The sequence below is a fragment of the Streptomyces candidus genome, from assembly GCF_014207445.1.
GTDB classification, from domain to species: Bacteria; Actinomycetota; Actinomycetes; order Streptomycetales; family Streptomycetaceae; genus Streptomyces; species Streptomyces candidus.
Window position 1 is genome coordinate 139,061 of the sequence record NZ_JACHEM010000006.1, and the last position, 23,659, is coordinate 162,719.

23 protein-coding genes and 2 tRNA genes are annotated in these 23,659 nt (G+C 72.1%); 7 read left to right on the top strand and 18 right to left on the bottom strand.

Features of this window, described 5'->3' with window-relative positions:
* Window positions 1–23: 23 nt before the first annotated feature.
* The 4 genes from HNQ79_RS13705 to pgsA form a co-directional block, all read right to left on the bottom strand.
* On the bottom strand, window positions 24–569 hold the full coding sequence (locus HNQ79_RS13705; protein WP_185030648.1) for a hypothetical protein: 546 nt from the start codon (window positions 567–569) through the stop codon (window positions 24–26).
* A gap of 113 nt (window positions 570–682) precedes the next feature.
* Window positions 683–1,858, bottom strand: coding sequence for a glycosyltransferase family 4 protein (locus tag HNQ79_RS13710; RefSeq protein ID WP_185030650.1), 1,176 nt, complete (start codon window positions 1,856–1,858; stop codon window positions 683–685).
* On the bottom strand, window positions 1,855–2,790 hold the full coding sequence (locus tag HNQ79_RS13715) for a phosphatidylinositol mannoside acyltransferase (protein ID WP_185030652.1): 936 nt from the start codon (window positions 2,788–2,790) through the stop codon (window positions 1,855–1,857). The genes HNQ79_RS13710 and HNQ79_RS13715 overlap by 4 nt, the downstream gene beginning before the upstream one ends.
* Entirely contained in the window at window positions 2,787–3,443 is a 657-nt protein-coding gene (pgsA, locus tag HNQ79_RS13720; protein ID WP_185030654.1) for a phosphatidylinositol phosphate synthase, read from the bottom strand. Before pgsA ends, HNQ79_RS13715 begins: the two co-directional genes overlap by 4 nt.
* Before the next feature lie 336 nt (window positions 3,444–3,779).
* On the opposite strand from pgsA, the gene HNQ79_RS13725 reads away from it, so the two are divergent.
* Window positions 3,780–5,984, top strand: coding sequence for an elongation factor G-like protein EF-G2 (locus HNQ79_RS13725; protein WP_185030656.1), 2,205 nt, complete (start codon window positions 3,780–3,782; stop codon window positions 5,982–5,984).
* A 213-nt stretch (window positions 5,985–6,197) separates the two neighbouring features.
* Window positions 6,198–7,853, top strand: a complete 1,656-nt coding sequence (locus HNQ79_RS13730; protein ID WP_185031108.1) for an AbeC-like domain-containing protein — start codon at window positions 6,198–6,200, stop codon at window positions 7,851–7,853.
* Between the two features lie 4 nt (window positions 7,854–7,857).
* Here HNQ79_RS13730 and HNQ79_RS13735 read toward each other — a convergent pair whose 3' ends face one another.
* The 4 genes from HNQ79_RS13735 to HNQ79_RS13750 all read right to left on the bottom strand — a co-directional run bounded on the left by HNQ79_RS13735 (window position 7,858) and on the right by HNQ79_RS13750 (window position 12,390).
* Window positions 7,858–8,412 (bottom strand): HIT family protein, encoded by a 555-nt coding sequence (locus HNQ79_RS13735; protein WP_185030658.1) that lies wholly within the window; start codon window positions 8,410–8,412, stop codon window positions 7,858–7,860.
* An 85-nt stretch (window positions 8,413–8,497) separates the two neighbouring features.
* Window positions 8,498–10,474, bottom strand: coding sequence for a threonine--tRNA ligase (gene thrS, locus HNQ79_RS13740; RefSeq protein ID WP_185030660.1), 1,977 nt, complete (start codon window positions 10,472–10,474; stop codon window positions 8,498–8,500).
* Between the two features lie 111 nt (window positions 10,475–10,585).
* Window positions 10,586–11,803, bottom strand: a complete 1,218-nt coding sequence (locus HNQ79_RS13745; RefSeq protein WP_185030661.1) for a hypothetical protein — start codon at window positions 11,801–11,803, stop codon at window positions 10,586–10,588.
* Window positions 11,803–12,390 carry a DUF4365 domain-containing protein gene (locus tag HNQ79_RS13750; protein ID WP_185030663.1) on the bottom strand — a complete coding sequence of 196 codons (588 nt, stop codon included), beginning with the start codon at window positions 12,388–12,390 and terminating at the stop codon, window positions 11,803–11,805. The genes HNQ79_RS13745 and HNQ79_RS13750 overlap by 1 nt, the downstream gene beginning before the upstream one ends.
* 228 nt (window positions 12,391–12,618) lie before the next feature.
* Here HNQ79_RS13750 and HNQ79_RS13755 point away from each other — a divergent pair, with 228 nt between their 5' ends.
* Window positions 12,619–13,347, top strand: coding sequence for a 3'-5' exonuclease (locus HNQ79_RS13755; RefSeq protein WP_185030665.1), 729 nt, complete (start codon window positions 12,619–12,621; stop codon window positions 13,345–13,347).
* A gap of 40 nt (window positions 13,348–13,387) precedes the next feature.
* Here the strand turns inward: HNQ79_RS13755 and HNQ79_RS13760 are convergent, their stop codons facing one another.
* The 3 genes from HNQ79_RS13760 to HNQ79_RS13770 all read right to left on the bottom strand — a co-directional run bounded on the left by HNQ79_RS13760 (window position 13,388) and on the right by HNQ79_RS13770 (window position 14,355).
* Window positions 13,388–13,576, bottom strand: coding sequence for a hypothetical protein (locus HNQ79_RS13760; protein ID WP_221507686.1), 189 nt, complete (start codon window positions 13,574–13,576; stop codon window positions 13,388–13,390).
* Window positions 13,577–13,768: 192 nt separating this feature from the next.
* Window positions 13,769–13,840 (bottom strand) — tRNA-Val (locus HNQ79_RS13765).
* Between the two features lie 53 nt (window positions 13,841–13,893).
* Complete coding sequence (locus tag HNQ79_RS13770) at window positions 13,894–14,355, bottom strand: SRPBCC family protein (RefSeq protein ID WP_185031110.1); 462 nt, start codon at window positions 14,353–14,355, stop codon at window positions 13,894–13,896.
* Between the two features lie 105 nt (window positions 14,356–14,460).
* On the opposite strand from HNQ79_RS13770, the gene HNQ79_RS13775 reads away from it, so the two are divergent.
* Complete coding sequence (locus tag HNQ79_RS13775; RefSeq protein ID WP_185030669.1) at window positions 14,461–17,190, top strand: SCO7613 C-terminal domain-containing membrane protein; 2,730 nt, start codon at window positions 14,461–14,463, stop codon at window positions 17,188–17,190.
* Between the two features lie 83 nt (window positions 17,191–17,273).
* Here the strand turns inward: HNQ79_RS13775 and HNQ79_RS13780 are convergent.
* Both HNQ79_RS13780 and HNQ79_RS13785 read right to left on the bottom strand, forming a co-directional pair.
* A tRNA-Val gene (locus tag HNQ79_RS13780) sits at window positions 17,274–17,345 on the bottom strand.
* Between the two features lie 80 nt (window positions 17,346–17,425).
* Window positions 17,426–17,878, bottom strand: a complete 453-nt coding sequence (locus tag HNQ79_RS13785; protein ID WP_185030671.1) for a TIGR02611 family protein — start codon at window positions 17,876–17,878, stop codon at window positions 17,426–17,428.
* A 190-nt stretch (window positions 17,879–18,068) separates the two neighbouring features.
* On the opposite strand from HNQ79_RS13785, the gene HNQ79_RS13790 reads away from it, so the two are divergent.
* Complete coding sequence (locus HNQ79_RS13790; protein WP_003987206.1) at window positions 18,069–18,482, top strand: SsgA family sporulation/cell division regulator; 414 nt, start codon at window positions 18,069–18,071, stop codon at window positions 18,480–18,482.
* Between the two features lie 253 nt (window positions 18,483–18,735).
* Complete coding sequence (locus HNQ79_RS13795) at window positions 18,736–19,293, top strand: CGNR zinc finger domain-containing protein (protein ID WP_185030673.1); 558 nt, start codon at window positions 18,736–18,738, stop codon at window positions 19,291–19,293.
* 63 nt (window positions 19,294–19,356) lie between these two features.
* On the opposite strand, the gene HNQ79_RS13800 is transcribed toward HNQ79_RS13795, so the two are convergent.
* Window positions 19,357–19,515: a hypothetical protein gene (locus tag HNQ79_RS13800; RefSeq protein ID WP_185030675.1), complete on the bottom strand. Its 159-nt coding sequence runs from the start codon at window positions 19,513–19,515 to the stop codon at window positions 19,357–19,359.
* Window positions 19,516–19,662: 147 nt separating this feature from the next.
* Complete coding sequence (locus tag HNQ79_RS13805) at window positions 19,663–20,124, bottom strand: hypothetical protein (RefSeq protein ID WP_185031112.1); 462 nt, start codon at window positions 20,122–20,124, stop codon at window positions 19,663–19,665.
* Window positions 20,125–20,284: 160 nt separating this feature from the next.
* Here HNQ79_RS13805 and HNQ79_RS13810 point away from each other — a divergent pair, with 160 nt between their 5' ends.
* Window positions 20,285–20,800: a DsbA family protein gene (locus HNQ79_RS13810; RefSeq protein ID WP_185030677.1), complete on the top strand. Its 516-nt coding sequence runs from the start codon at window positions 20,285–20,287 to the stop codon at window positions 20,798–20,800.
* A 19-nt stretch (window positions 20,801–20,819) separates the two neighbouring features.
* Here the strand turns inward: HNQ79_RS13810 and HNQ79_RS13815 are convergent, their stop codons facing one another.
* The 3 genes from HNQ79_RS13815 to HNQ79_RS13825 all read right to left on the bottom strand — a co-directional run bounded on the left by HNQ79_RS13815 (window position 20,820) and on the right by HNQ79_RS13825 (window position 23,610).
* A complete protein-coding gene (locus HNQ79_RS13815) occupies window positions 20,820–21,659 on the bottom strand; it encodes a GNAT family N-acetyltransferase (RefSeq protein WP_185030679.1) in 840 nt (279 codons plus the stop codon).
* Window positions 21,660–21,733: 74 nt separating this feature from the next.
* A complete protein-coding gene (locus HNQ79_RS13820) occupies window positions 21,734–22,555 on the bottom strand; it encodes an aminotransferase class IV (protein WP_185030683.1) in 822 nt (273 codons plus the stop codon).
* Complete coding sequence (locus HNQ79_RS13825) at window positions 22,552–23,610, bottom strand: chorismate-binding protein (protein ID WP_185030686.1); 1,059 nt, start codon at window positions 23,608–23,610, stop codon at window positions 22,552–22,554. The genes HNQ79_RS13820 and HNQ79_RS13825 overlap by 4 nt, the downstream gene beginning before the upstream one ends.
* Between the last annotated feature and the right edge of the window lie 49 nt (window positions 23,611–23,659).

The following is a 23,659-nucleotide window of genomic DNA, read 5'->3' on the forward strand; positions in this document are numbered from 1 at the left end:
TGGCTCGTTTTCCTGGAGTGGCGTTACGTGCCGGGGCGGTCGGCGAGGGCCACCGGCGGCTCGTCGTCCATCTCGAACGCCATCGGGAAGGGGGCGTGCCCCGCCAGCCGGAACCAGCGCACCTTGCGGTGCCGGCGCAGGGCGCGGGCCGCGCGTACGGAGTCGTTGTGGAAGCGACGGGCCATGGGCACCCGGCGCACCGCGGCGGCCAGTTCTCCCGCGGCCTCTTCGCCCCCCGGGGCCTCCTTCAGCGCCTCCACCTGCTCAGGTTCGCCGAACACCGCCCGGAGCGCCTGGCTGAGTTCGCTCTCCGCGACCTCCCGCTGCTCCTCCTCGGCCTGCCGCGCGTCGTGCGCGGCCTGGTACAGCACGATCGACGACGCCGGGTCGAGCACGCCGGACGTCGCCAACTCCTGGGTGACGGAAGCCCGTCGCAGGAGCTGCGCGTCCAGGCCGGCGCGGGAGGCGTCGATACGGGCGTGCAGGCGGTCGAGGCGGCCTGCGGTCCAGCTGAGGTAGAGGCCGATGGCGAGGAGGGCGACGACGATCCAGATGAGGGTTACGGTCACCCGCCGAGGCTACCGGCCCCCGCCCTACGCCCCGCCCGCCACCGCCCGTACCCCCACGGCCACGACGCCCCGTCCGTACCCCGTACCCCCACGCCCGCCTCCCCCGTTACCCCCTACTGCTCCCGCCCCATCCGCGCCCGCACCCGCGCCACCCTCCCGGGCCGCGCGTCCTCCGCCGCGACCACCGACGCCGCCCCGTCCATCACCGTCTCGTACACCGCGAGGATGTCCGCGGCGACCGTCGACCAGTCGAACCGCCGCACGTGCAGTGCGCCCCGCTCGCTCAGGCCCGCTCGCCGCGAGGGGTCGCCGAGGAGACGCAGGGCGGCCGCCGCCAGCGCGTCCGCGTCCTCGTTCGCGAACAGGTCGCCCACCCCGCCCTGGTCCAGCACCTGCGCGAACGCGTCCAGGTCGCTGGCGAGCACCGGCGCGCCCGCCGACAGCGCCTCGACGAGGATGATCCCGAAGCTCTCCCCGCCGGTGTTCGGCGCCACGTACACGTCGACACTGCGCAGCAGCCGCGCCTTGTCCTCGTCGCTGACCATGCCGAGGAACTCCACCCGCGCGCGCATCTCCTGGGGCAGCGAGGCGACCGCTTCCTGCTCGTCGCCGCGGCCGGCGACGAGCAGCCGGGTGTCCGGGCGCTCGGCCAGGATCTTCGGCAGCGCCCGCATCAGGACCGGCAGCCCCTTGCGGGGTTCGTCGATGCGGCCGATGAAGCCGAGGGTCTGGCCCTGCCACTCGGCCTTGGGTTCGGCCTTGGCGAAGAAGTCGACGTCGACGCCGTTGGGGATGGTCACCGCGTCGCCGCCCAGGTGCTCGACGAGCGTGCGGCGCGCGTACTCGCTGACCGCGATGCGCGCGCTGATCTTCTCCAGCGCGGGCTGGAGGATCGGGTACGCGGCGAGCATGACCCGGGAGCGCGCCGTCGACGTGTGGAACGTCGCGACGATCGGTCCCTGCGCGGCCCAGCAGGTCAGCAGGCCCAGGGAGGGGGCTGCGGGTTCGTGGATGTGGACGACGTCGAAGGTGCCGTCGTGCAGCCACCTGCGAACCCGCGCCGCCGACAGGACGCCGAAGCTCAGCCGGGCCACCGACCCGTTGTAACGCACCGGCACCGCCCGTCCCGCCGAGACGACGTACGGCGGCAGCGGCGTGTCCTCCTCCGCCGGGGCCAGCACCGACACCTCGTGCCCGAGCCCGATCAGGTGCTCGGCGAGGTCCCGGATGTGGAACTGGACGCCTCCGGGCACGTCCCACGCGTAGGGGCAGACGATGCCGATCCTCACGCGCCCTCCCCCGGTCGCGTCTCCAGGTCCGCGAGCCACAATCGTTGCAGCATGTGCCAGTCCTCCGGGTGCTCGGCGATCCCGCCGGCGAAGGCGTCCGCCAGCGCCTGCGTCATGACGACGGACTTCTCGGCGCGGGTGCCCGTCTCGGGCACGTCCACGGGCGGGTGCACCCTCCCCCGCAGCATCGTGCCGTCGAACCAGAGCGTGGCGGGCAGCAGCAGCGCCCCCGTCTGCTGCGCCAGGATCGCCGGTCCGGCCGGCATCCGGGTGCTCTCGCCGAAGAACTTGACCTCGACGCCGGACGAGGAGAGGTCCCGGTCGGCGACCAGGCAGACCAGGCCTCCGGCGCGCAGCCGCCTGGCGAGGGTTCCGAAGGCGGAGCCGCCGGTGTGCGGCACCACCTCCATACCGAGGCCCTCGCGGTAGGCGACGAACCTGTCGAACAGCGACTCCGGTCTGAGGCGTTCGGCGACCGTCGTGAAGGGATGCCCGAGATGCGTGGTGGCGTACGCGCCGGCCAGGTCCCAGTTGGCCATGTGCGGCAGGGCGAGGACCACGCCACGCCCCGCTTCCAGGGTTTTCGTCAACCGCTGGATGTCCTGGATCTCCACACCGGTCGCGATCCGCTCCCGGCTCCACGCGGGCAGCCGGAAGGACTCCATCCAGTACCGCATGTACGAGCGCATGCCCGCGCGGGACAGCGCCCGCAGCCGTGCCGGGTCCGCGTCCGGCACGACCCGCGCGAGGTTGGCCTCCAACTGCAGCACACTCTTGCCGCGCCGCTTCCAGACCCGGTCGGCGATGACACGTCCCAGTCCGTTGGCCACCGGCTCGGGAAGCTTCTTGACGCCCGCCCAGCCGAGCCCGTACAGCCCGTCCACCAGCTTGTCCTTCGCGGCCGGCCGCCCTTTTGCGGCGGACGTGCTCACGACGCGGCTCCGTTCCCGGTCGCGGCGTCGGCCTCGGCCGATTCCCGGCGCACCGTCACCACCCGCTGTCCCAGCGTCACCAGGGAGCCGACGGCCACCACCCACAGGGCGACGGGCAGCAGCACGTCGACGCCCGGCACACCGAAGGCGTGCAGCCCGGCGAGACCGGCCGCGACCAGCGTGATGACCAGCCGCTCCGCGCGTTCCACGAGCCCGTTGACGGCCACCGGCAGCCCGATCGCCTCGCCGCGCGCCTTCGTGTACGACACGACCTGGCCGCTCGCGAGGCAGAACAGGGCGACAGCGCACAGCACGTTGTCGTCGCCGTGCCCGGCGTACCAGAGGGCGAGCCCGCCGAAGATGCCCGCGTCGGCGACGCGGTCCAGCGTCGAGTCGAGGAACGCGCCCCAGCGGCTGGACACCCCCGCCTGCCGCGCCATGTTGCCGTCGACGAGGTCGGAGAAGACGAAGAGGGTGATGACGATGGTGCCCCAGAAGAACTCCCCGCGAGGGAAGAAGACCAGCGCACCCGCCATCACTCCGGCCGTGCCGATGAGCGTGACCGCATCCGGGCTGACTCCTCGACGGAGCAGAAACGCGGCGAACGGTGTGAGGACACGCGTGAAGAATGCACGCGCGTACTTGTTCAGCATGGCCTTCCCGAGGGGTCGGTGGGCCGAGCGGCCCCTACGGCCACCGGCTGGCCCATCGTAGCCACGACCTCCGGGCCGCACCGCCGGGCACCCGGCCGGGCGCGGCTCGCGTACGACGGATGGCGGCACCCGCCCGGCGCGGCGCGGCCGGCGCACGCCGTGGCCCGAGCGCCCGCACCGGCCGCCGGAGCCGCAGCGGGCCGGGGTATGGACGCGCGGTGACCCGAGTGGAAAGCTCGAATGACCGCGGGCGTCACCGGTGCCGCCACGCCGTTGCGGCTCCTCATGTCCGCGCCCGTCCCTCACCGTGCACGAAGACCGGGAGGCCGCGACATCATGGGCGACAAGACACGCACGAGCACACACCCCGGAGCCGCCGGCAGGGCGGCGACGGCCGACCGGCCCTCGTCCGTACGGAACGTGGTGCTGGTCGGCCACAGCGGATCGGGCAAGACCACCCTGGTGGAGGCCCTCGCGCTGGCGGCGGGGGCGGTGAACCGGGCGGGCCGCGTCGAGGACGGCACCACCGTCTCCGACCACGACGACATCGAGCACCGGCAGCATCGCTCGGTACAGCTCTCCCTCGTCCCCGTCACGCACGACGGCATCAAGATCAACCTTCTGGACACTCCCGGCTACGCGGATTTCGTCGGCGAGCTGCGGGCCGGTCTGCGCGCCGCGGACGCCGCTCTCTTCGTCGTCTCCGCGTCGGACGGCGTGGACGGCGCGACCCGCATGGTGTGGGAGGAGTGCGCGGCCGTCGGGATGCCGCGCGCGATCGTCGTCACGCACCTGGAGGCGGCCCGCGCCGACTTCGAGTCCATGACCGACTTCTGCGCCGAGGCCTTCGGCCGCGACGACCCGGACGCCGTACTGCCGCTGTACCTCCCGCTCTACGGCGAGCACGGTCCGGACGGGAACGCGCCGGTCGCCGGACTCCTCGGCCTGCTCTCGCAGAAGATCTACGACTACTCCTCCGGGGAGCGCAGGGAGCTCCTCCCCGATCCCACCCAGTTGCCGCGCATCGAGGAGGCCCGCAACCGGCTCATCGAGGGGATCATCGCCGAGAGCGAGGACGAGTCCCTCATGGACCGCTACCTCGCCGGCGAGGAGATCGACGTCAAGACCCTTGTCGGCGATCTCGAACGCGCCGTCGCCCGCGGCACCTTCCACCCCGTCCTGGCGGCCGCCCCCGCCCCCGAGGGCAGCCGCCAGGGCCTGGGCACGCTGGAGATCCTGGAGCTGATCACCGGCGGCTTCCCCACCCCGGCCGAACACGAACTGCCGGCCGTCACCACCCCCCGGGGCAGGCCCTGCCCGCCGATCGGCTGCGACCCTGCGGGCCCGCTGGTCGCCGAGATCGTCAAGACCTCCTCCGACCCGTACGTCGGCCGCCTCTCCCTGGTACGGGTCTTCTCGGGCACCCTGCGCCCCGATGAGACCGTCCACGTCTCCGGCCACGGCCGCGCCGGCCGCGGCCACGAGGACCACGACCTCGACGAGCGGATCGGCACCCTCTCCTCACCCTTCGGCAAGCAGCAGCGCCCCCTCACCCACGCCGCCGCCGGCGACCTCGTCTGCGTGGCCAAGCTCACCCGCGCCGAGACCGGCGACACCCTCTCCGACAGGGACAACCCGCTGCTCATGGAGGGCTGGTCGATGCCCGACCCGCTGCTCCCCCTCGCCATCCAGGCGCACAGCAAGGCCGATGAGGACAAGCTGTCCCAGGGCCTGGCCCGGCTGGTCGCCGAGGACCCGACCATGCGCCTCGAACAGAACCCGTCCACCCGGCAGTTGGTCCTGTGGTGCCTGGGCGAGGCGCACCGGGACGTCGCCCTGGAGCGGCTGCGCTCGCGGTACGGCGTCCAGGTCGACGCGGTCGACCACAAGGTGTCGCTGCGCGAGACCTTCGGCGAAAGGGCCACCGGGCGGGGCCGCCACGTCAAGCAGTCGGGCGGCCACGGCCAGTACGCCATCTGTGAGATCGACGTGGAGCCGCTGCCGCCGGGAACGGGCATCGAGTTCGTGGACAAGGTGGTCGGCGGCGCGGTGCCACGCCAGTTCATCCCGTCCGTGGAGAAGGGTGTACGCGCGCAGGCCGCCCGGGGTCTGGCCGCGGGCCACCCGCTCGTGGACGTACGGATCACCCTGCGCGACGGCAAGGCCCACTCGGTGGACTCCTCCGACGCCGCGTTCCAGACCGCGGGGGCGCTGGCGCTGCGCGAGGCCGCCGCGGGCGCCCGCATCGACCTGCTGGAACCGGTGGCCGCCGTCACCGTCCTGGTACCCGACGACTACGTCGGCCCGGTGATGAGCGACCTCTCCGGGCGGCGCGGCCGCGTCATGGGCACCGAACAGACGGGGCACGGCCGCACGCTGATCCGCGCGGAGGTCCCCGAGAGCGAGATCGGCCGGTACGCGATCGACCTGCGTTCCGTGTCGCACGGCACCGGCCGCTTCAGTCGTACGTACGCCCGACACGAGGCCATGCCGCTCCCTCTCGCGGGCAAATTCCGTGAACGCGAACAAAAGGTCTCGTAACCGGACTCAACGCATTGCGCGTTGAGCTGAGTTGACCGAAATGCGGCGGTGCCGTTCACCCAAATCGCTTGCGGTGGACGGCATTCCGCGCTCCCATGACGAGCAGGGTGCCAGTCGATACCATGTGATCCCAGCTCAGAAGGTGTGCGGAACGCGGCAGTTGGGCAAGGGCCGCAAGGCAATGTCGTACGGTGGCGGTCGATGGGGGCGGTAGTGGCGGACTCGGGATTCGACTTCTCACCCGGTGCACAGGTACCGCTCACCGGAGCGGCCGGACAGACCGCGGCCACGCACGCGCTCGCCTCGGCGGCGTACCGCGACAGCCCGGTGACCGCGATCCTCGACGCGAACGGCGAGTGGCACAAGTCGGCCGTGAAGAAGGGCAAGCTCTCCCTCTTCGAGCCGAACCTCGGCGAGGCCTTCTCGCGCGCCGTCCAGGTCCGCATGCTCGGCGGCGCCCGCAAGGCGCTCGTCCAGTCCTTCGGCACCGATCCGCAGACCGTGGTGGAGCACTGCCTGGCGGCCACCAACATCCGCAAGGCCCGCGACACCAGACTCACCCTGGTGATGGGCGTCTTCGGCGTGCTCTTCCTCCCCGGACTCCTGCTCTGGCTGGCCGTCTTCCAGCTCCGCCGGACCATAGCGGGCGCCAAGGACAAGCGGGCCGGCGCACTGGGCACGGTCCTGCTGGTCGCCGTCGGCGGCCTGCTGGTCATCTTCCTGGTCAAACTCCCCTTCGACGGCATCCTCGGCATCTACCTGCGTGCCATGCTCATCGCCCCCGTGATCGGCTGGCTCTGGGCCAAGCAGATCTGCGAAGCCGCCGCCAGGGACCTGCGGGACCGCTGGTCCGCCCTGCTCTCCGGAGGCGGCATCGGCCCCAAGATCCCCGAGGCCGTGCCCCGCAGCCCCGGGGAGATCGCCGCCGAGAGCCTCCGCCAGGGCCTCGCCAGGCTCAGCGCCGAGCAGCAGTCCAACTCGGTCTTCTACGCCGGCCCCAAGGGCATACTCGGCATGGGCACCCGCTGGGGAAGCTGGCAGCTCGCCGAGGTGCTCGACCGCGCCGACCCCGGCAAGGAGATCCACGGTTTCCGCAGCTGGGACGTCATCCGCGCCATCCACGACCAGCTCCGCATGCTGGAGCGCGGCCCGCTGCACACCGGCGGCTTCCCCACCCCCTCGGTCAAGCACTGGATCGTCGCCCCCGTCGGCGAGAACGCGGGCGAGATCAGCCGCCCCGAGGGCCAGGACGTGGAGGCGTACCAGATCAAGAACCACGAGATACAGCGGATCTGCAACGAGCAGCAGTTCGGTGCGGGCAACCGGCACTACCTGGGCGTCCAGTTCACCCTGTGGGACGGCCAGCTGGTCATCACCATGCTCATCACGGTCACCGTCCTGCACGAAACCCTGCGCATCGAGGTCACCGGCCACGCACTGGGCCCGGTCCACCCCCTGTTCACCACGAAGCCGAGCCCGAAGACCGTGACGGTCAACAAGACGGTCAGGTTCTGGGAGACCAAGGACCGCGCACTGCCACTGACGGACACCACCGAGGTGGTGCGACTCAGCGCCCGCGCACCCCTGACCTGGTTCCCCAACGTCCTGGACTTCCTCGGCGGCAAGCTCACGCTCCCCGAACCCTTCGGGCTGCGGCACGTCTGGGCGCAGAAGCCCTGGCGGCACCGCTTCATGGCCGACGACGCGATGCGTGCGGCCGCGCCGGTGCTGCGGGTGGTGCACACGGCCGCCATCAAGGTGCTGGAGGACCACGGCGTCGACACCGACCGCTTCAGCGGCCGCTCCACGTTCCTCAGCGGCATGATCCAGGATCCGGCCCCGCGCAAGGCCGACCTGTACGACGCGTAGGCCGTTACGGGGTCTCGGGCCACACGTCCGCGAGCATCTTGCGGGTGTCCGCGAGGAGCTGCGGCAGCACCTTGGTGTGCCCGACGACGGGCATGAAGTTGGTGTCGCCGCCCCAGCGGGGCACGACGTGCTGGTGCAGGTGGGCGGCGATCCCGGCACCGGCGGCGGCACCCTGGTTGAGCCCGATGTTGAACCCGTGCGCGCCGGACGCCTTGCGCAGCGCGGTCATCGCCCGCTTGGTGAAGTCGGCCAGCTCGGCGGTCTCCGGGCCGTCCAGCTCGGTGTAGTCGGCGACGTGCCGGTAGGGCATGACCATCATGTGGCCGCCGTTGTACGGGTACAGGTTCATGATCGCGAAAACACTCGTACCGCGTGCGACGATGAGCGACTCCTCGTCGCTGTGCGCGGGAGCCACGCAGAAGGGGCAGCCGTCGCCGGAACCGGGCCCGGTCGGCTTGTTCTCACCCTGGATGTACGCGATCCGGTGGGGCGTCCACAGCCGCCCGAACCCGTCGGGTTCACCCACCGGTCCACTCTGCTGCTCCGGCTCAGTCGTCATGCGGAAAGCATAGGCGGACGAACTGCGGGGACAGCGGGGAGGGCGGCTCCTCGACGGAACCGTCCTCCCCGGTCGCACTCAGGCGCTAGACCTGCACGCGACGTTCCACGACGTCCACCAGCTTGGCGATCGCCTGGTCACGCGGAATCCCGTTCTCCTGCGATCCGTCGCGGTAGCGGAACGACACCGTGCCCGCCGCCATGTCCTCGTCGCCCACGATGATCATGAACGGCGTCTTCATCTTCTGGTGGTTGCGGATCTTCTTCTGCATCCGGTCGGACGAAGCGTCCACCTCGACCCGCAGCCCCTTCTTCTTCGCCTCCGCGGCGAACTCCTGGAGGTACGGAATGTGCGAGTCACCGATCGGGATGCCGACCGCCTGCACAGGCGCCAGCCACGCCGGGAACGCACCCGCGTAGTGCTCCAGGAGCACCGCGAAGAACCGCTCGATCGACCCGAACAGCGCACGGTGGATCATGACGGGACGCTGCTTCGAGCCGTCAGGGCCGGTGTACTCCAGGTTGAAGCGCTCCGGAAGGTTGAAGTCCAGCTGCACGGTCGACATCTGCCAGGTACGGCCGATCGCGTCCTTGCACTGCACGGAGATCTTCGGCCCGTAGAAGGCGGCCCCACCCGGGTCGGGAACCAGCGGCAGACCCTGCTTCTCGGCGACCTGCTGAAGCGTCGCGGTCGCCTCTTCCCAAATCTCGTCGCTGCCGACGAACTTCTCCGGGTCCTTGGTGGACAGTTCCAGGTAGAAGTCGGTCAGACCGTAGTCGCGCAGCAGCCCCAGGACGAAGGTGAGCGTCTTGTCGAGCTCCTCCGCCATCTGCTCCTTGGTGCAGTAGATGTGCGCGTCGTCCTGCGTGAAGCCCCGGGCACGGGTCAGTCCGTGCACCACGCCCGACTTCTCGTACCGGTACACGGTCCCGAACTCGAACAGCCGCAAGGGAAGTTCACGGTACGAGCGCCCCCGCGCGTCGAAGATCAGGTTGTGCATCGGGCAGTTCATGGGCTTGAGGTAGTAGTCCGTGCCCTCGTCGAGCTGCATGGGCGGGTACATGCCGTCGGCGTACCAGTCCAGGTGGCCCGACTGCTCGAAGAGCTTCCCCTTGGTGGCGTGCGGGGTGTAGACGAACTCGTACCCCTCCTCCTCGTGCCGGCGGCGCGAGTAGTCCTCCATGACCCGGCGGATGATGCCGCCCTTGGGGTGGAAGACCGCGAGGCCCGAGCCGATCTGCTCCGGGATGGAGAACAGGTCCAGCTCGCTGCCGAGCTTCCTGTGGTCGCGCTTCTCCGCCTCGGCGAGGAACTCCAGGTGCGCCTTCAGCTCGTCCTTCGAAGGCCACGCGGTGCCGTAGATGCGCTGGAGCATGGGGTTCTTCTCGCTGCCGCGCCAGTAGGCGGCGGCGTTGCGCATCAGCTTGAAGGCCGGGATGTTGCGGGTGCTGGGAAGGTGCGGGCCCCGGCAGAGGTCCTTCCAGCACAGCTCGCCGGTCTTCGCGTCGAGGTTGTCGTAGATGGTCAGCTCGCCGCCGCCCACCTCCACGTCCGCGCCGTCGTCGCTGGACGCGGAGCCCTTGATGCCGATGAGCTCCAGCTTGTACGGCTCGTCGGCCAGCTCCTCCCGGGCGGCCTCGTCGCTGACCACCCGGCGGGAGAACTTCTGCCCCCGCTTCTGGATGACCTGCATCTGCTTCTCGATCGCCTTGAGGTCCTCCGGGGTGAAGGGCTTCTCGACGTCGAAGTCGTAGTAGAACCCGTCCTTGACCGGCGGGCCGATGCCCAGCTTGGCGTCCGGGAACAGCTCCTGCACGGCCTGTGCCATGACGTGCGCGGTGGAATGGCGGAGGATGTTCAGGCCGTCCTCGGAGGTGATCTCGACGGGCTCGACCTCCTCGCCGTCCTGAACCTCGTGGCTGAGGTCCTTCAGCTCGCCCGCGACCCGGGCGGCGACGATCGAGCGCTCACCGGCGAAGAGCTCGGCTGCCGTAGTGCCCGTCGTCACCACGCGCTCTTCCCGCTCGGAATCGCGTTGGATGAACACACGGACATCTGACACCGGTCTCTCCTGACTGAGGGGGTACGCGCCTGGAAGCGGCGCGCATCCCGAATCGTACCGAGCGACCGGCCCCGCACGCGAAACGGTTAAGGCCTCCCCCGGCACTCCCCCTCACTCCTCCCCGCTGCACGCCTCCTCGAAGAAGTCCAGGTTCTCGTGCAGCGCCTTCATCAGCCGGTCCCGTTCCGCTTCGTCGACCTGTACGGGCACCACCCCCCACGCCCCCGTCAGCCGCCGGAAGCCGCCCCTGCGCTCCAGCCGTCCCCCGACCCGGATCGGCAGGCCCACCAGATGGGCGTGGCCCGCGATCCGGTACGCCTCCTCTCCCAGCGTCATCCGTACGTACGGCACCTCCGCCCCCGTCAGGACCCGCAGCCGCACCGTTCCCCCGCCGCGCGGCGCCGACCTGCGCATCCGTACGACAGCGCCGGTGATCCGCACCGGCACCGCCGGCTCCTCCCGCAGGTACCTCTCCGCCGCCTCCCGCAGCGCGGGCAGGTCCCCGGGGGAGAACTCCACCGTCTCCGGCCGCACCGCGCACCCGGGCGGCGCGCCGGTCGACGGGGCCCAGTCGAGCGCGATCCGCGCCCCCTCGGTCCCCTGCACCAACGCCACCACCGCTGCGGCCAGTTCATGACTCACCCCGGCCTCGACCGCCGTGTCGAAGGCCTCCATGCCGCCCGTGGCCCGCCGGTAGTCGACGGCTTCCCGGGCCGCGTGCAGGGCATGGTGCAGCCGCACGACGGTGCTCCGCCCACCTGCCACCGGCACGAAAGCAGTCAGCCTGCGTCCACCGGCCCCGGTGCCCACGAGCACGCCGTCCAGCGCCGACCGGGCCTGCCGCCGGTGCCGTCCGCCGTAGTACCCGGCCCGTCCGCGCGCCGCGAGGGCCGCCGCGAGGAGCATCCGCCGGGCCGCCGACCGCAGCTGCTCCTCGGCGGGCCAGGCCGCCGCGCCCGTCACCGCTTCGGGCACGTCCCGCCACCACCGCACCTCGTCGCTCGGCACCGCGAGCTGGACCAGCACTTCGCGCGCCGACGGCGCCGGGCACCGTTCCAGCGCTCCCAGCGCCTCCCCCAGCAGGTCCTCGCTGTCGGGGAACGCCCGTGATTCCGGTACCAGGAGGCTGGTTCCGCCGCTCCCCGGCGGCGTCCACCGTGCGTACCGCCCGGCCGCACCCCCGCGCCGCCGCCACCCGTGCCTGGCGAGCAGCGCGCCCAGGACCGCCGGGTCCACCTGGTCCGTCTGGGGTCCCCCGCCGCCCCAGCTGCCCGGGATCTCGCTCGGGTGCTCCCGTCCGGACTCGTCGATGGGCCGGTACCGGTGCATCAGGGCCTCCCTCCCGCGCCGACGCGGGTCATGATCTCGCAGAGGGCTCGGTCGTCGAAGATCCGCGCGGTGGGTACCCGCACATTGGTCCGGTGCCTGCCGGTCACCGGGTGTCCGGCCAGGTTGAGCCAGTAGCAGCAGTGCCGCAGGCCGAGCCGGTCGTGGTCGGCGCGCAGCCAGTCGTCGCGGCTCCTGGGAACCAGCATGACCACCAGGATCTTGTGCACCGCCACGGGAGTGCGGGCCAGTTTCACCAGGTGGTCGTTGTCGAGGGTGAAGGAGAACGCGGAGCCCGGCGGGCGCGGGGCGACCTGGTAGGTGCACTTGAGCTGCACCTTGATCGTGATCTCGTCGTCGATGGTGTGCGCGGGGGAACCGTGGCTGACGTGCCAGTCGATGCCGTTGTCCGGGAAGGGCTGGGAGAGCGAGCAGCCGGCGGCTGCCGCGACGGCGTGGAGATAGCCCACCTGGAGTGTCTCCATGCAGGCGGTGGTGGCGAGTGCGCCCCGCAGCGGACGGTCCGGTGGATCGGGTGGGGAGGACCGTTGGGGCAGCAGCCCGCCCGGTTCGGGCTGGGCGAGCGCCATGGCTGACGTGTGCCTTCCGGGCTGTGCCGATCAGTTGCTCTGCGGCTGTGTCGGTCGGTTGCTGTGCGAAGTGCTCGACGGGCCGTCAACTTCCGCGGCTGTCCCTTGTGTTGTCTCCGTACGGCTTATGCCGTAAACGGCCCGGGTATCACCGCTTCGGGCAGAAAGCGCACCGGACGTTCCGTGAAGCACGCCATCTGCCGTTTCGAGCAAGAGGAGTGGGGACCTATGACGTGCTGGTACGAAGGACCGTTGGCGGCCTTCGACACGGAGACCACGGGCGTGGACGTGGAGGGCGACCGAATAGTGTCGGCGGCCCTCGTGGTGCAGGACGCGGCGGGAGGACGGTTCCGGGCCACCCGCTGGCTGGTCAACCCGGGCGTCCCGGTGCCGGCCGGGGCCACGGAGGTGCACGGCCTGACCGACGAGCACCTGCAGCGCTACGGGCGTTGGCCGGCACCGGTGATGGAGGAGGTCGCGCGGGCGCTCGCCGAGCAGTGCGCGGCGCACCGGCCGCTGGTCATCATGAACGCGCCGTTCGATCTGACCATGCTGGACCGGGAGTTGAGGCGGCACCGCGCCTCGTCGCTCTCCCGCTACCTGGAGGCCAGGCCGCTGCACGTCGTCGACCCGAGGGTGCTGGACAAACACCTGGACCGGTACCGCAAGGGCCGTCGCACCCTCACCGACCTGTGCGCGCACTACGGCGTGGAGCTGGACGGGGCGCACGACGCGGTGGCCGACGCGACGGCTTCGCTGCAGCTCGTACGGGCGGTGGGCAAGCGTTTCCCGGCCCGCCTGGCGCACCTGTCCCCCGCCGAACTGCACACGCTGCAAGCGGTGTGGCACGCGGCGCAGGCACGCGGTCTCCAGGCGTGGTTCGCCCGCAACGGCTCGGACGAGGCAGTCGATCCGGCCTGGCCGCTGCGCCCGGAGCTGCGGGCCCAGGCCGCCTGAGCACGGGCAGCACCGCCGCGCGTACCCGTGGCCGAGGTCCTCAGGAGGTCCTGGCCGCCCGTCGCACGACCACCAGGCCGGTCACCGCCGCCAGGGCTACGGCCCCGGTCAGCGCACTGAGCACGATCCGCAGGGCGCCGTCCCCCACCGACCCGAGTCCGAGGAGGACGTTGGCGGCCACGGCGACGGCCAGCAGCATCCACAGCATCGCTTTGACCATGGTGTCCATCGGGACGGTTCCCCTCGCTCGCGTCACGTACGGATTTCCGTACGCCGACCACGCTAAGGAGTTCCCGGGTCAGGGACGAGGGTCCCCGCCCCCGGACGAAGGTGGTGCCAGGTACACCCGACGGCACCGCCGTGCGCGCGATCCGGGCACGGAAAAGCCGGTCCGTCGGTGACGGACCGGCTTTTCCCGGGGTGGGCGATACTGGGTTCGAACCAGTGACCCCTTCGGTGTGAACGAAGTGCTCTCCCACTGAGCTAATCGCCCGGGAACGGGTTGAACCATACAGGGCTTTTCGCGTGTGGTTCAAACCCGCCGTGTCAGTCCGCGGGGCACGGGCCCGCGAGCGCGGCGGCCAGCCCGCGCCGGCCGGACCGCATCATCCACGCGTGGTTGGCGCGGAAGACCGGCCGTCCGGGGACCGCCAAGTACCGCAGCAGCGGCTTGCGCACGTCCACCACCTGCTCGTAGAACACCCGGGTGCCGGCCGTGCCGTGCGGCCGGACCGTCCAGCGCATCCAGCCGTCCAGGTCCCCGGTCATGCCGATCTCCAGGACTCCGGCGTCCGGGTCGCGCCGTCGCTCGCGCGCGTCGACCACCAGGTCGTACGGGAGGAAGGACCGGAAGCGCGCGGTTCCGCTCCGCCCGTCCTCGGCGGCCAGCTCGCGCACCTGTGGCCACCAGCGCGGATAGTCCTCGGCGCGTTCCAGGGCTGCGTAGACGACGGAGGGCGGGGCGGGCAGTTCCCAGATGCTGCGGAAGCGGTAGTGGCACCAGTCCATGAGCCAAGTCTGCCTGTACACGCCGGTACTCATCCCCACCCTGAGTACGGCTTTGAGTACGCACGCCCATCCCGGGCCGCGTCCCCCGCCCCCAGACTGCCTCTCATGAGCGACACTCCACCACTCGCCCCGGCCGAAGAGCTGGTCGTCATCGACGGCGAGCTGGCCCGACTCGACGCTCGCAGACACCAGTTGCTGCTCCGCCGCGCCTGGCTGCTGACCGTCCTGGGCCCGCGGGTCACCCCGCCGCACCCCTCGTGGCAACCGGCTGCGGTTCCTTCCGCCTCGTCCGCCCCCGGTGCGCAGAACGTGCTGTTGACCCTCGGCGGGATCCTGCTCGCGGTCGCGGCCCTGGCCTTCACGCTGGTCGGCTGGGGTCAGTTGGGCATCGCGGGCCGGGCCGCCGTCCTGGCCGTGGTGACGCTCGGCGCACTGGCGGCCCCCGCACTTCTGGTACGGCGCGGCCTGACCGCCACCGCCGAATCGGTGGGCGTGGTGGGCCTGATCCTGACCACCCTGGACGCCTATGCGCTGTACGAGGTCGCCTTCCCGGCGGTCGACGGCACGGCGTACACGGCGCTCGCCGCGGCCGTCCTCGCCCCGCTCTGGGCCGCGTACGGTCTCCTCCTGCCGCGCCTGCGCAGTCCGCTCCCGGCGGCTCTCCTCGCCGCCCAGCTTCCCCTCCCCCTCTGGGCCGCCACCCACTCCACGACCGAACTCCCGTTCCTCTGGGCCCTGCTGGCCACCGCCGCCCTGAACGCCGCCGTGGCCGTCCGGCTGCTGCGCCGCCCGGCCGCTGCCACCGGGTCCGCGTCCGGCGCCCGCCCCGCCGCCGCCTCCACGGACAGCACCTCCCCGGCGGGCACTTCCGCCTCAACCGGCCCCGCAGCCGACCCTGCCGTTCCCGCCAACGCGTCCACCGGTCCCGGGTCGCCCGCCGGCACGTCCGGTAGGTCCGGATCCAGCGCGCCGCTGACGCCCGGCGCCGCGCTCCCGGACGCCGGGCCGCACACACCCCGTGCCGCCGGGTCCGGCCACTCCCTCGCCCCCGTGGGCGCCCTCGCCGCGTTCTGCGCCTGGGCCACGGGCGGCCTCGCCCTCCTGGCAGGCCTCGCGTTCTCCGTGGCCTCGTCGACCACCGCCGAGGCCGTCCGGCCCTCCGGGATCCTCCTGGCGGGTGCCGCTCTCGCCCTGGCGGTCTCCCTGCGCCGCCCGCAGACCGCGACCGCCGTGGTGGCGGGACTGGCACTCGTCGCCGCGACGGCCGGAGCGGTACGCCCGGCGCTGCCCGTCGCGTGGGTGGTCCCCGCGTACCTGCTGTGCGCGCTGGCGGTGCTGGTGTCGGCGTCCGTACCCGGTCCGCGCCTTCCCCGTGCCGTCCGGCACGGCCTGCGCGGGGCGGCCGCGGCCGTCGGCGGCGGGGCGGTCCTGACGACGCTGCCCGCGCTGGCGCTGTCGGTGCTCGCGGGCCCGCTGTCCCGAGCCGTCGCTCCGTGGCACGGCCTGCCCGCGACGGTCCGCGAGACGGTCGGCAGCGGCTCGGACGTGCCCTGGCAGACGATGTCGACGGCTCCGTTGGTCCTGCTCACCGTCGCCTCGGTATTCGTCGCCGTTCACCGCAGGTCGCCGCACCCCGCCGCGGCCGCCGGTGCGGTCCTGACGGGCAGCGCCGCCCTCCTCCTGGTCCCGGCCGCCCTGAACCTCCCGTACGTCGCCGCACTGGCCCTCCACGTCGCCACGGCGACCGCCGCCCTGCTCCTGGCAGCCCGCGCCTTCCCGCCCACCCTCCCGGCTGCCTTCGCGTCCCCGGCCTCCCCGGCCGTCGCGTCGACGGCACCGGCGGGCTCGCCGTCCGCGCGCTCCCGCACCGCCGCGGCGCACTCCGCCCTCGCCGCCGGGCTGGTCGCCGCCGGCGCGGTGTCCTGCCTCGCGCTCGCTTCGCGGAGCTCCACGTTCGGGGTCCTCGGTGCGCTGCTGGCCGTCTTCGGCGTCCTCGGCGCGCGCGGCCCGGCTCCGGTCCTGCGGGTGGTGGGCGCGGTCGCCGCCGTCGGCTGTGCCACCGGTCTCGCCGGCGCGTCCGCCGCGGTCCTCGACGCGACGCCGCTGCAGGCCGCCGCGCTGGTCCTCACGGTTCCCGTCTCTGTCGCCCTGCTCGCGGCTCTCGTCCCGCGTCTCCCGGGTTCCACGGTTCTCCCCGCCGAGATCGCCGCCGCCGGGGCCGCGCTCCTCGCCGTCGGCCTCGTCGTGGGAGACCTCCCGGCACTGGCCACGGTCCTCGGTCTGTGCGCGGCGATCGTCGCCGGTACCGCCGCGCGCCCCGACCGCCGGCACGCGGGCTGGGCGGCCGCGGTGCTGTTCCTGCTGGCCGCCTGGGTGCGGCTGGCGGCCTGGCAGGTCGAGGAGCCCGAGGCCTACACGCTGCCCGTGACCGTCCTGGCGCTCGCCGCCGGTCACCTGCGCCGCCGCGGCGCACCCGGGACGTCGTCCTGGACGGCGTACGGCGCGGGGCTGGCCGTGACGCTGCTGCCGAGCCTGGTCGCCGTCTGGGCGGACCCGTACTGGCCGCGGCCGCTCCTGCTGGGCTGCGCGTCGCTCGTGGTGACGCTGCTGGGCGCCCGGTACCGGCTCGGCGCGCCGCTGCTGCTCGGCTCCGTGGTCCTGTCCCTGGTCGCGCTGCACGAGCTGGCCCCGTACGTCGTCCAGGTGGTGGGCGTGCTGCCGCGCTGGCTGCCCCCGGCGCTGGCCGGACTGTTCCTGCTCGCCGTCGGAGCGACGTACGAGCGGCGGCTGCATGAGGCCCGCAGGCTGCGGGAGCGGCTGACCCGCCTCGGGTGAGGGCGTCCGCCGCACCCCGCGGATCCCGGGGAACGACAGAGGCCCGAGAGACTGTCGCAGTCTCTCGGGCCTCTGATCCCGGGTGGGCGATACTGGGTTCGAACCAGTGACCCCTTCGGTGTGAACGAAGTGCTCTCCCACTGAGCTAATCGCCCGGGCACACGCAGAACATTACCGCATGTCAGCGCGTGCCCCCGACCACTTTTCCGGTCGCCGCGAGGTCATCGCCCGGCACTCACTCGGTGATCTTCCACGGCATCACGAGGCCGAACTTCCAGAGGTAGATCCCCAGCAGGACGGCGACGATCACGACCCCGACCGTGGTCAGGATGAGGTTCCGTCGGCGCACCTTGGGGTCGAGTGCCCGCTGCGCGGCCTCGGTGAGCTTGCGCTTCGTCCAGCGCAGCACCAGCTGCGCCCACACGAACTCGGTCGCCCAGATCGCCATGCCGCCGAAGATCACGACCCAGCCGGGCCCCGGCAGCGGCAGCATGATGATGCCCGTGATCACCACCGCGAGGCCGACGACGAAGACACCGACCTGCCAGCTGAGGTGGAGCGTTCTGCGTGCCTGGATGTACTGCGGCGCCCGCGATCCGAGCTCTCGCTCGTCGTCTGCGCCCCCCGTGGCGGGGTCGGCCGTCGTCGTGGCGACAACCTCGTCCCGTCCGTCACTCTCCGCGTTCATGGGCGCCAACTTACCCGAGCGCGGCCCTTCACCGGAATAGCCGCAAGGGTCAACCCCCGACTCGGCCGTACGAGCGACATCAAGAGACTCAAAACACTCATAAGGGTTTACAACGGCACTGTAGGTGGCATGTCGAATTCGCCGACGTGCGAATCCCCGAGCGCACACTGAGCGAAAGGCCCTGGCGCTTATGAACACCACGGTCAGCTGCGAGCTGCACCTGCGCCTCGTTGTGTCGAGCGAGTCATCACTGCCTGTACCCGCGGGCCTGCGGTACGACACGGCCGATCCCTATGCCGTGCATGCCACCTTCCACACCGGAGCCGAGGAAACGGTCGAGTGGGTCTTCGCCCGCGATCTCCTCGCCGAGGGCCTGCACCGGCCCACCGGAACCGGCGACGTCCGAGTCTGGCCGTCCCGGAGCCACGGTCAGGGCGTTGTCTGCATCGCCCTGAGCTCACCGGAGGGCGAGGCCCTGCTCGAAGCCCCGGCGCGGGCGCTTGAGTCGTTCCTGAAGAGGACGGATGCCGCAGTGCCACCCGGCACTGAACACCGGCACTTCGACCTCGACACGGAGCTCTCTCACATCCTGGCGGAGAACTGAGCCAGGTCGAGAGTCGTTCATCGCCGTCCGACTCGGGGCGACGGCGCGGGACGGACACCCCCATAGGGACAACTTCATAAGCCCGTCAACGGCGCCGTCGTCGCGGAAACCACCGCGGCGACGGCGCCGTTGCGCGTTCCGCGACCGGGCGCCCCGGCGCCCGGCGGACACGGTCCGAAGTCCCGTGACCACCAGGGGCTAGAGTCGGCCAGCAGCGCGGGCACCGGCCCGCAGCAGGCCAGGGAGCGAAAGCGTGCTGATCCCCCACGACACCCGGAAAGCCCTCGATGTCGTCGTCGATCTGGTGAACACGGCGCCGGAGAGCGAGCCCCACGACCGTCTCGCGGACGTCGAAGCGCTGAGCGCCTTCGCACGGATCCACGACGTGAGCGACGTGGGCACGCTCGGCGAGGCCGATCTGCGGGCCGTACGGGCCGTACGGGCGCGCTTCGCGGACGTGTTCGCGGCACCCGACGCCGAGGCCGCGGCCGAACTGATCAACCGGCTGGTGGCCGCCGCCGGAACCACGCCCCGCCTCACCAACCACGACGGCTTCGACTGGCACGTGCACTACTTCGCGCCCGGCGCCTCCATGGCGGAGCATCTGGCCGCGGACTGCGGGATGGCGCTGGCGTTCATCGTGACCTCGGGCGAGCAGGAGCGGCTGCGGCGCTGCGAGGCGCCGGACTGCCGGCACGCGTTCGTCGACCTGTCCCGGAACCGTTCGCGCCGTTACTGCGACAGCCGTACCTGCGGGAACCGGTTGCACGTGGCGGCGTACCGGGCCCGGCGCAAGGAAGCCTCGGGCTGAGCACCCGGCCGGGACCCGCCGGCCGTGACCACAGGGATCCGGCCCCTGTCGCCCCGGGCCGTGTCAGTCCAGGTACAGGTCATGGATCGCTCCCATCATGAGCAGCGTGCCGATCAGCCCGAGGAAGATCATCAGGGGCGGCTGGGAAAGCGCGAAGAGGCACCCGCGCGCTTCTTCGGCGGGGGCGGGCACCGGGACTTCGTCCGAGGAGGTCTGCAGCATCTCCGGCTGATGATGACGCAGTCCGGTGGTACGGAATGACCAACACGCCCACTGTCGGGCGTAGTTCGCCGAATTCCGTGCAAATGCACAATCGTTTGGCTGTCCGAGTCCCCAGGCTTTCGGGGTACGGACGGCGGAACGCGGCGCTCAGATGCCGTGCTTTTTCAGAATGGCCTCGATGTCGGAGAAGTCCTCGTCCGGCTGGGCCTTTTTCGGCTGTGCGGGAGCGGGGGCCGACGCCGCGGCGGGCTCCGCCGCGGTGCGTCCGCGCCCCAGCGAGGGTGCCGAGGCCCCCGGGGCGACCACCTCGCGCCGGGCGGCCTTCGCGGCCCTGCGTTCCTTGCGGGCGCCGCCGGTACGCCGTTCGACGGCCCGGGTCGTCACGAACAGCAGCCAGGCGAGGCCGAGCACGCCGAAGCCCGCCCAGACCATCGGCTTGAAGACGATGTCGGACAGCCAGCCCACCGCCCCGATCATCACCAGGCCGACCGGGATCAGCGAGTAGGCGGCCAGCCGCGTCGCGGTGAGGAAGCGCTTCCGGTACGCGGTGATGGCGGCGATGCCCAGGCCGGCCGCGGACACCGCGGAGCAGACGGTCTCTACCAGCAGCATCGGTCCTCCAGCGGTGGGAAGTGCGGTTCCCTCCCATCCTGCACCCCCCACCCCCGGCCCGGCCATCCCCGGCCCCCGTCTCAGGGAGAACTCCGGGGTCCGGCTCCTCCCCAGGTCCCGGTTGGGGCCGCGCGCCTACGACTGGGAGACTGGCCCCATGAGCAACCCCTCCCCCGTCTCCCCCGTCGTCCTGGACGTCTGGTGCGAGCTCCAGTGCCCCGACTGCCACACGGCCCTCACCGACCTCGCCGCACTGCGCGCCCGCTACGGCGACAGGCTGGACGTGCGACTGCGGCACTTCCCGCTGGAGAAGCACCGTCACGCCTACGACGCGGCGCAGGCCGCCGAGGAGGCGTTCCAGCAGGGCAACGGCTGGGCGTACGTGGAGGCCGTGCTCGGCCGTACCGCGGAACTGGGCGAGCGCGGACAGCCGCTGCTGCTGGACGTGGCGCGTGAACTGGGCCTGGACGTCGAGGAGTTCGACACCGCCCTGATCGACGGCCGGCACCTGCTGATCGTGGACGCCGACCAGGCGGAGGGCAGGGCGATCAAGGTGACGGGCACGCCGACGTACGAGATCGGCGGGCAGCTCCTCGACGGCAGCAAGGACCAGAGCGGCCTGCGGGCGCGCATCGAGGAGATCGCCGACCGCCTTCTCGCCGCACAGGGCTGAGGCACGGGAGCGCGCGCCGCTAGAGCAGCTGCTTGTAGCTGTTGAGGTGCGTGGTGCGGTAGCCCAGCGACTCGTACAGCCGCAGCGCCGGGGTGTTCCCGGTGAAGACGTGCAGGGCGATCCGGCTCTCGCCGGCCCGCAGGGCGACGCGTTCGGCGAACGTCATCAGCGCGCGCCCGTACCCCCTGCCGCGCTGTTCCTCGGCGACCTCGACGTCGTACACGAAGGCGACCGGCACGCCGGGTTCGACCTCGTGCCGGCCGACCCACAGAAAGCCGACCGGTGCGCCGTCGTGGACCAGGTGGTTGATCCAGGTGTGCGGGGTGGCGAGCCCCTCGGGCAGGAACGTGCGGTGGCTCGCCTCCGCCTTGGCCCGCGCCTGCTCGGGCGTCACGCCCTGGTCGATCCAGCTCTGTGCGTACGTCTCGGCGGAATGGCGTCGCCAGGCCTCGTACTCCCGCTGGGTCATCGGGCGGGCCGAGACGTGCGCGGGGAGGGCGGGCGGCTCCGTCGGCAGGTCCTTGGCCATGTTGCGGCTGCGTTCGACGTACCCGAGGGCGGTCACCATGCGCAGCGCGGGCCCGGCGTCCGCCGGCACGGAGACGGTGACATGGTCGCAGCCCCAGCCGCGCAGCACCTCCTCGGCGGCGAGGGCGGCGACCGTGCCGCGCCCCCGGCGGCGGTCCGCCTCATCGATCCGCAGCGAGCGGATCCGGCCCGCCCGGTTCCCGAAGTCGGACACGGTCTCGATCTCGGCGGTGCCGACGGGACGGCTGTTCACGCACACTTCGTACGTGCGCGAGCGCGCGCCGTCGGCGCTGGTCCGGAGCGGCGCGGTCGGCCGCAGAGTCGTTGTCATCAAGGGAGTTGTACCCGCCCCGGACCCTCCCGTCATCATGCGCGCGGGCCGCGACGGGTCCCGCGGGGCCGGTCCTAGGGGTCCAGGTCGTCCCCGGAGCGCTCGTCGAAGACGCGCATGGCCTTCGCCGTGACGGGCCCCGGCACGGCGGGCAGGTCGCACCCGTCCACCCGGTGGACCGCCTGCACGTCGCGCAGGGTGGAGGTCAGGAAGACCTCGTCGGCCCGCTCCAGCACGTCCAGTGGCAGCTCCCTCTCCCGGGCGCCGGTCCACTCGACGGTGAGCGCCCGGGTGATTCCGGCCAGGCAGCCGGAGGCGACGGGCGGGGTGAGGAGTTCTCCGTCGAGGACGACGAAGACGTTGGAGCCGGTGCCTTCGCAGAGCTGTCCCACCGTGTTTGCGAACAGGGCTTCGGTGGCGCCGTGTTCGCGTGCCCGGGCGAGCGCCACGACGTTCTCGGCGTACGAGGTGGTCTTCAGTCCGGTGAGCGCGCCGCGCTCGTTGCGCGTCCAGGGGACGGTGACGACGGCGGTGGAGTCGGGGCGGCGGGTGGTCTCGCCGAGGCCGACGATCAGGGTGGGGGCGGCGTCGCCGCGGTCCGAGCCGAGCGGAGAGACCCCACCGGTGTAGGTGATCCGCAGGCGGCCCAACGGCATCGGGTTGGCGTCGAGCACGGTGGCGCAGGCGTGGCGCACCTCGTCGAGGTCGGGCGCCGGGAGGCCGAGGCCGCGGGCCGAGGAGGTGAGCCGGTCGAGGTGGCGGGTGACGGCGAAGGCCCGTCCGTGCACGGCCTTCATCGTCTCGAAGACGCCGTCGCCCACGGTGATTCCGTGGTCGAGGACGGAGACCCGGGCCGCGTCGGCGTCGAGCAGTTCCCCGTTGACCCAGAGCTTCATGACACGGCCCTCTCTCTCACTGTCGCTTCGTAGGCGCCCGACGCTACCGCGAGCAGCCGGGACGCCTTCAGTTCGGTCTCCGCCCATTCCCGCTCGGGGTCGGAGCCCCAGGTGATGCCCGCTCCCGTGCCGAAGCGCAGGACGGGGCCGCCCGCCGCCGTGCGGTCGATCCAGAACGTGCGGATGCCGACGGCCAGCTCCCCCGTACCCCGGTCGGCGTCCACCCAGCCGATGCCTCCGCAGTACGGGCCGCGCGGGGAGGCCTCCAGCGCTTCGATGATCTTCAGTGCGCTCGGCTTCGGGGCGCCGGTGACGGAGCCGGGCGGGAAGGTCGCCGCGAGGAGGCCGGCCCAGCCGGCGCCGGGGGCCAGTTCGGCGCGCACGGTGGAAACGAGGTGGACCAGGCCGGGGTGCTGCTCGACGGCGCACAGCTCCGGGACGGTCACGGAGCCGGTGACGGCGACGCGGCCGAGGTCGTTGCGGACCAGGTCCACGATCATCACGTTCTCGGCGTGGTCCTTGTCGAGGAGGTCCTCGGCCGTCCTCCCGGTGCCCTTGATGGGCCCCGACTCGACGGTGCGTCCCGCGCGGCGCAGGTACAGCTCGGGGGAAGCGGTGGCTATCTCCACGCCGTGCGCGGGCAGCCGGATCGTTCCTGCGTACGGAGCGGGGTTGCCGCGGGCCAGGAGCGCGGTGAGGGCGTCGACGTCGGCGGCACGGTCCACGGGAGCGCTCAGCACGCGGCAGAGGTTGGCCTGGTAGACCTCGCCCCGCGCGATGTGCTCACGGATGCGGCGTACCCCTGCCGTGTACGCGGCGCGGTCCAGCGAGGACGTCCAGTCGCCGGCGGCGGGCCCCCGCCAGGCGCCGGGGACGGGGGCGGGCACCGGCTGCCTTCGGACGTCGCCGAAGCGTGCGCAGACGAGGCGGCCCTCGAAGTCGGCGGCGACGGCCCAGAAGCCGGCGGAGTCGAGGGCCGCGGGATCGCTGGTCACGTCGCGCAGATCGGAGGCGAGCAGGCCGCCGAAGCGGGCCAGGGAGGGGAGGTCGGACACACCGTCGAGTCTATGGCGGGGACAGCGCCGCCACCTGGGCACGCGTGGG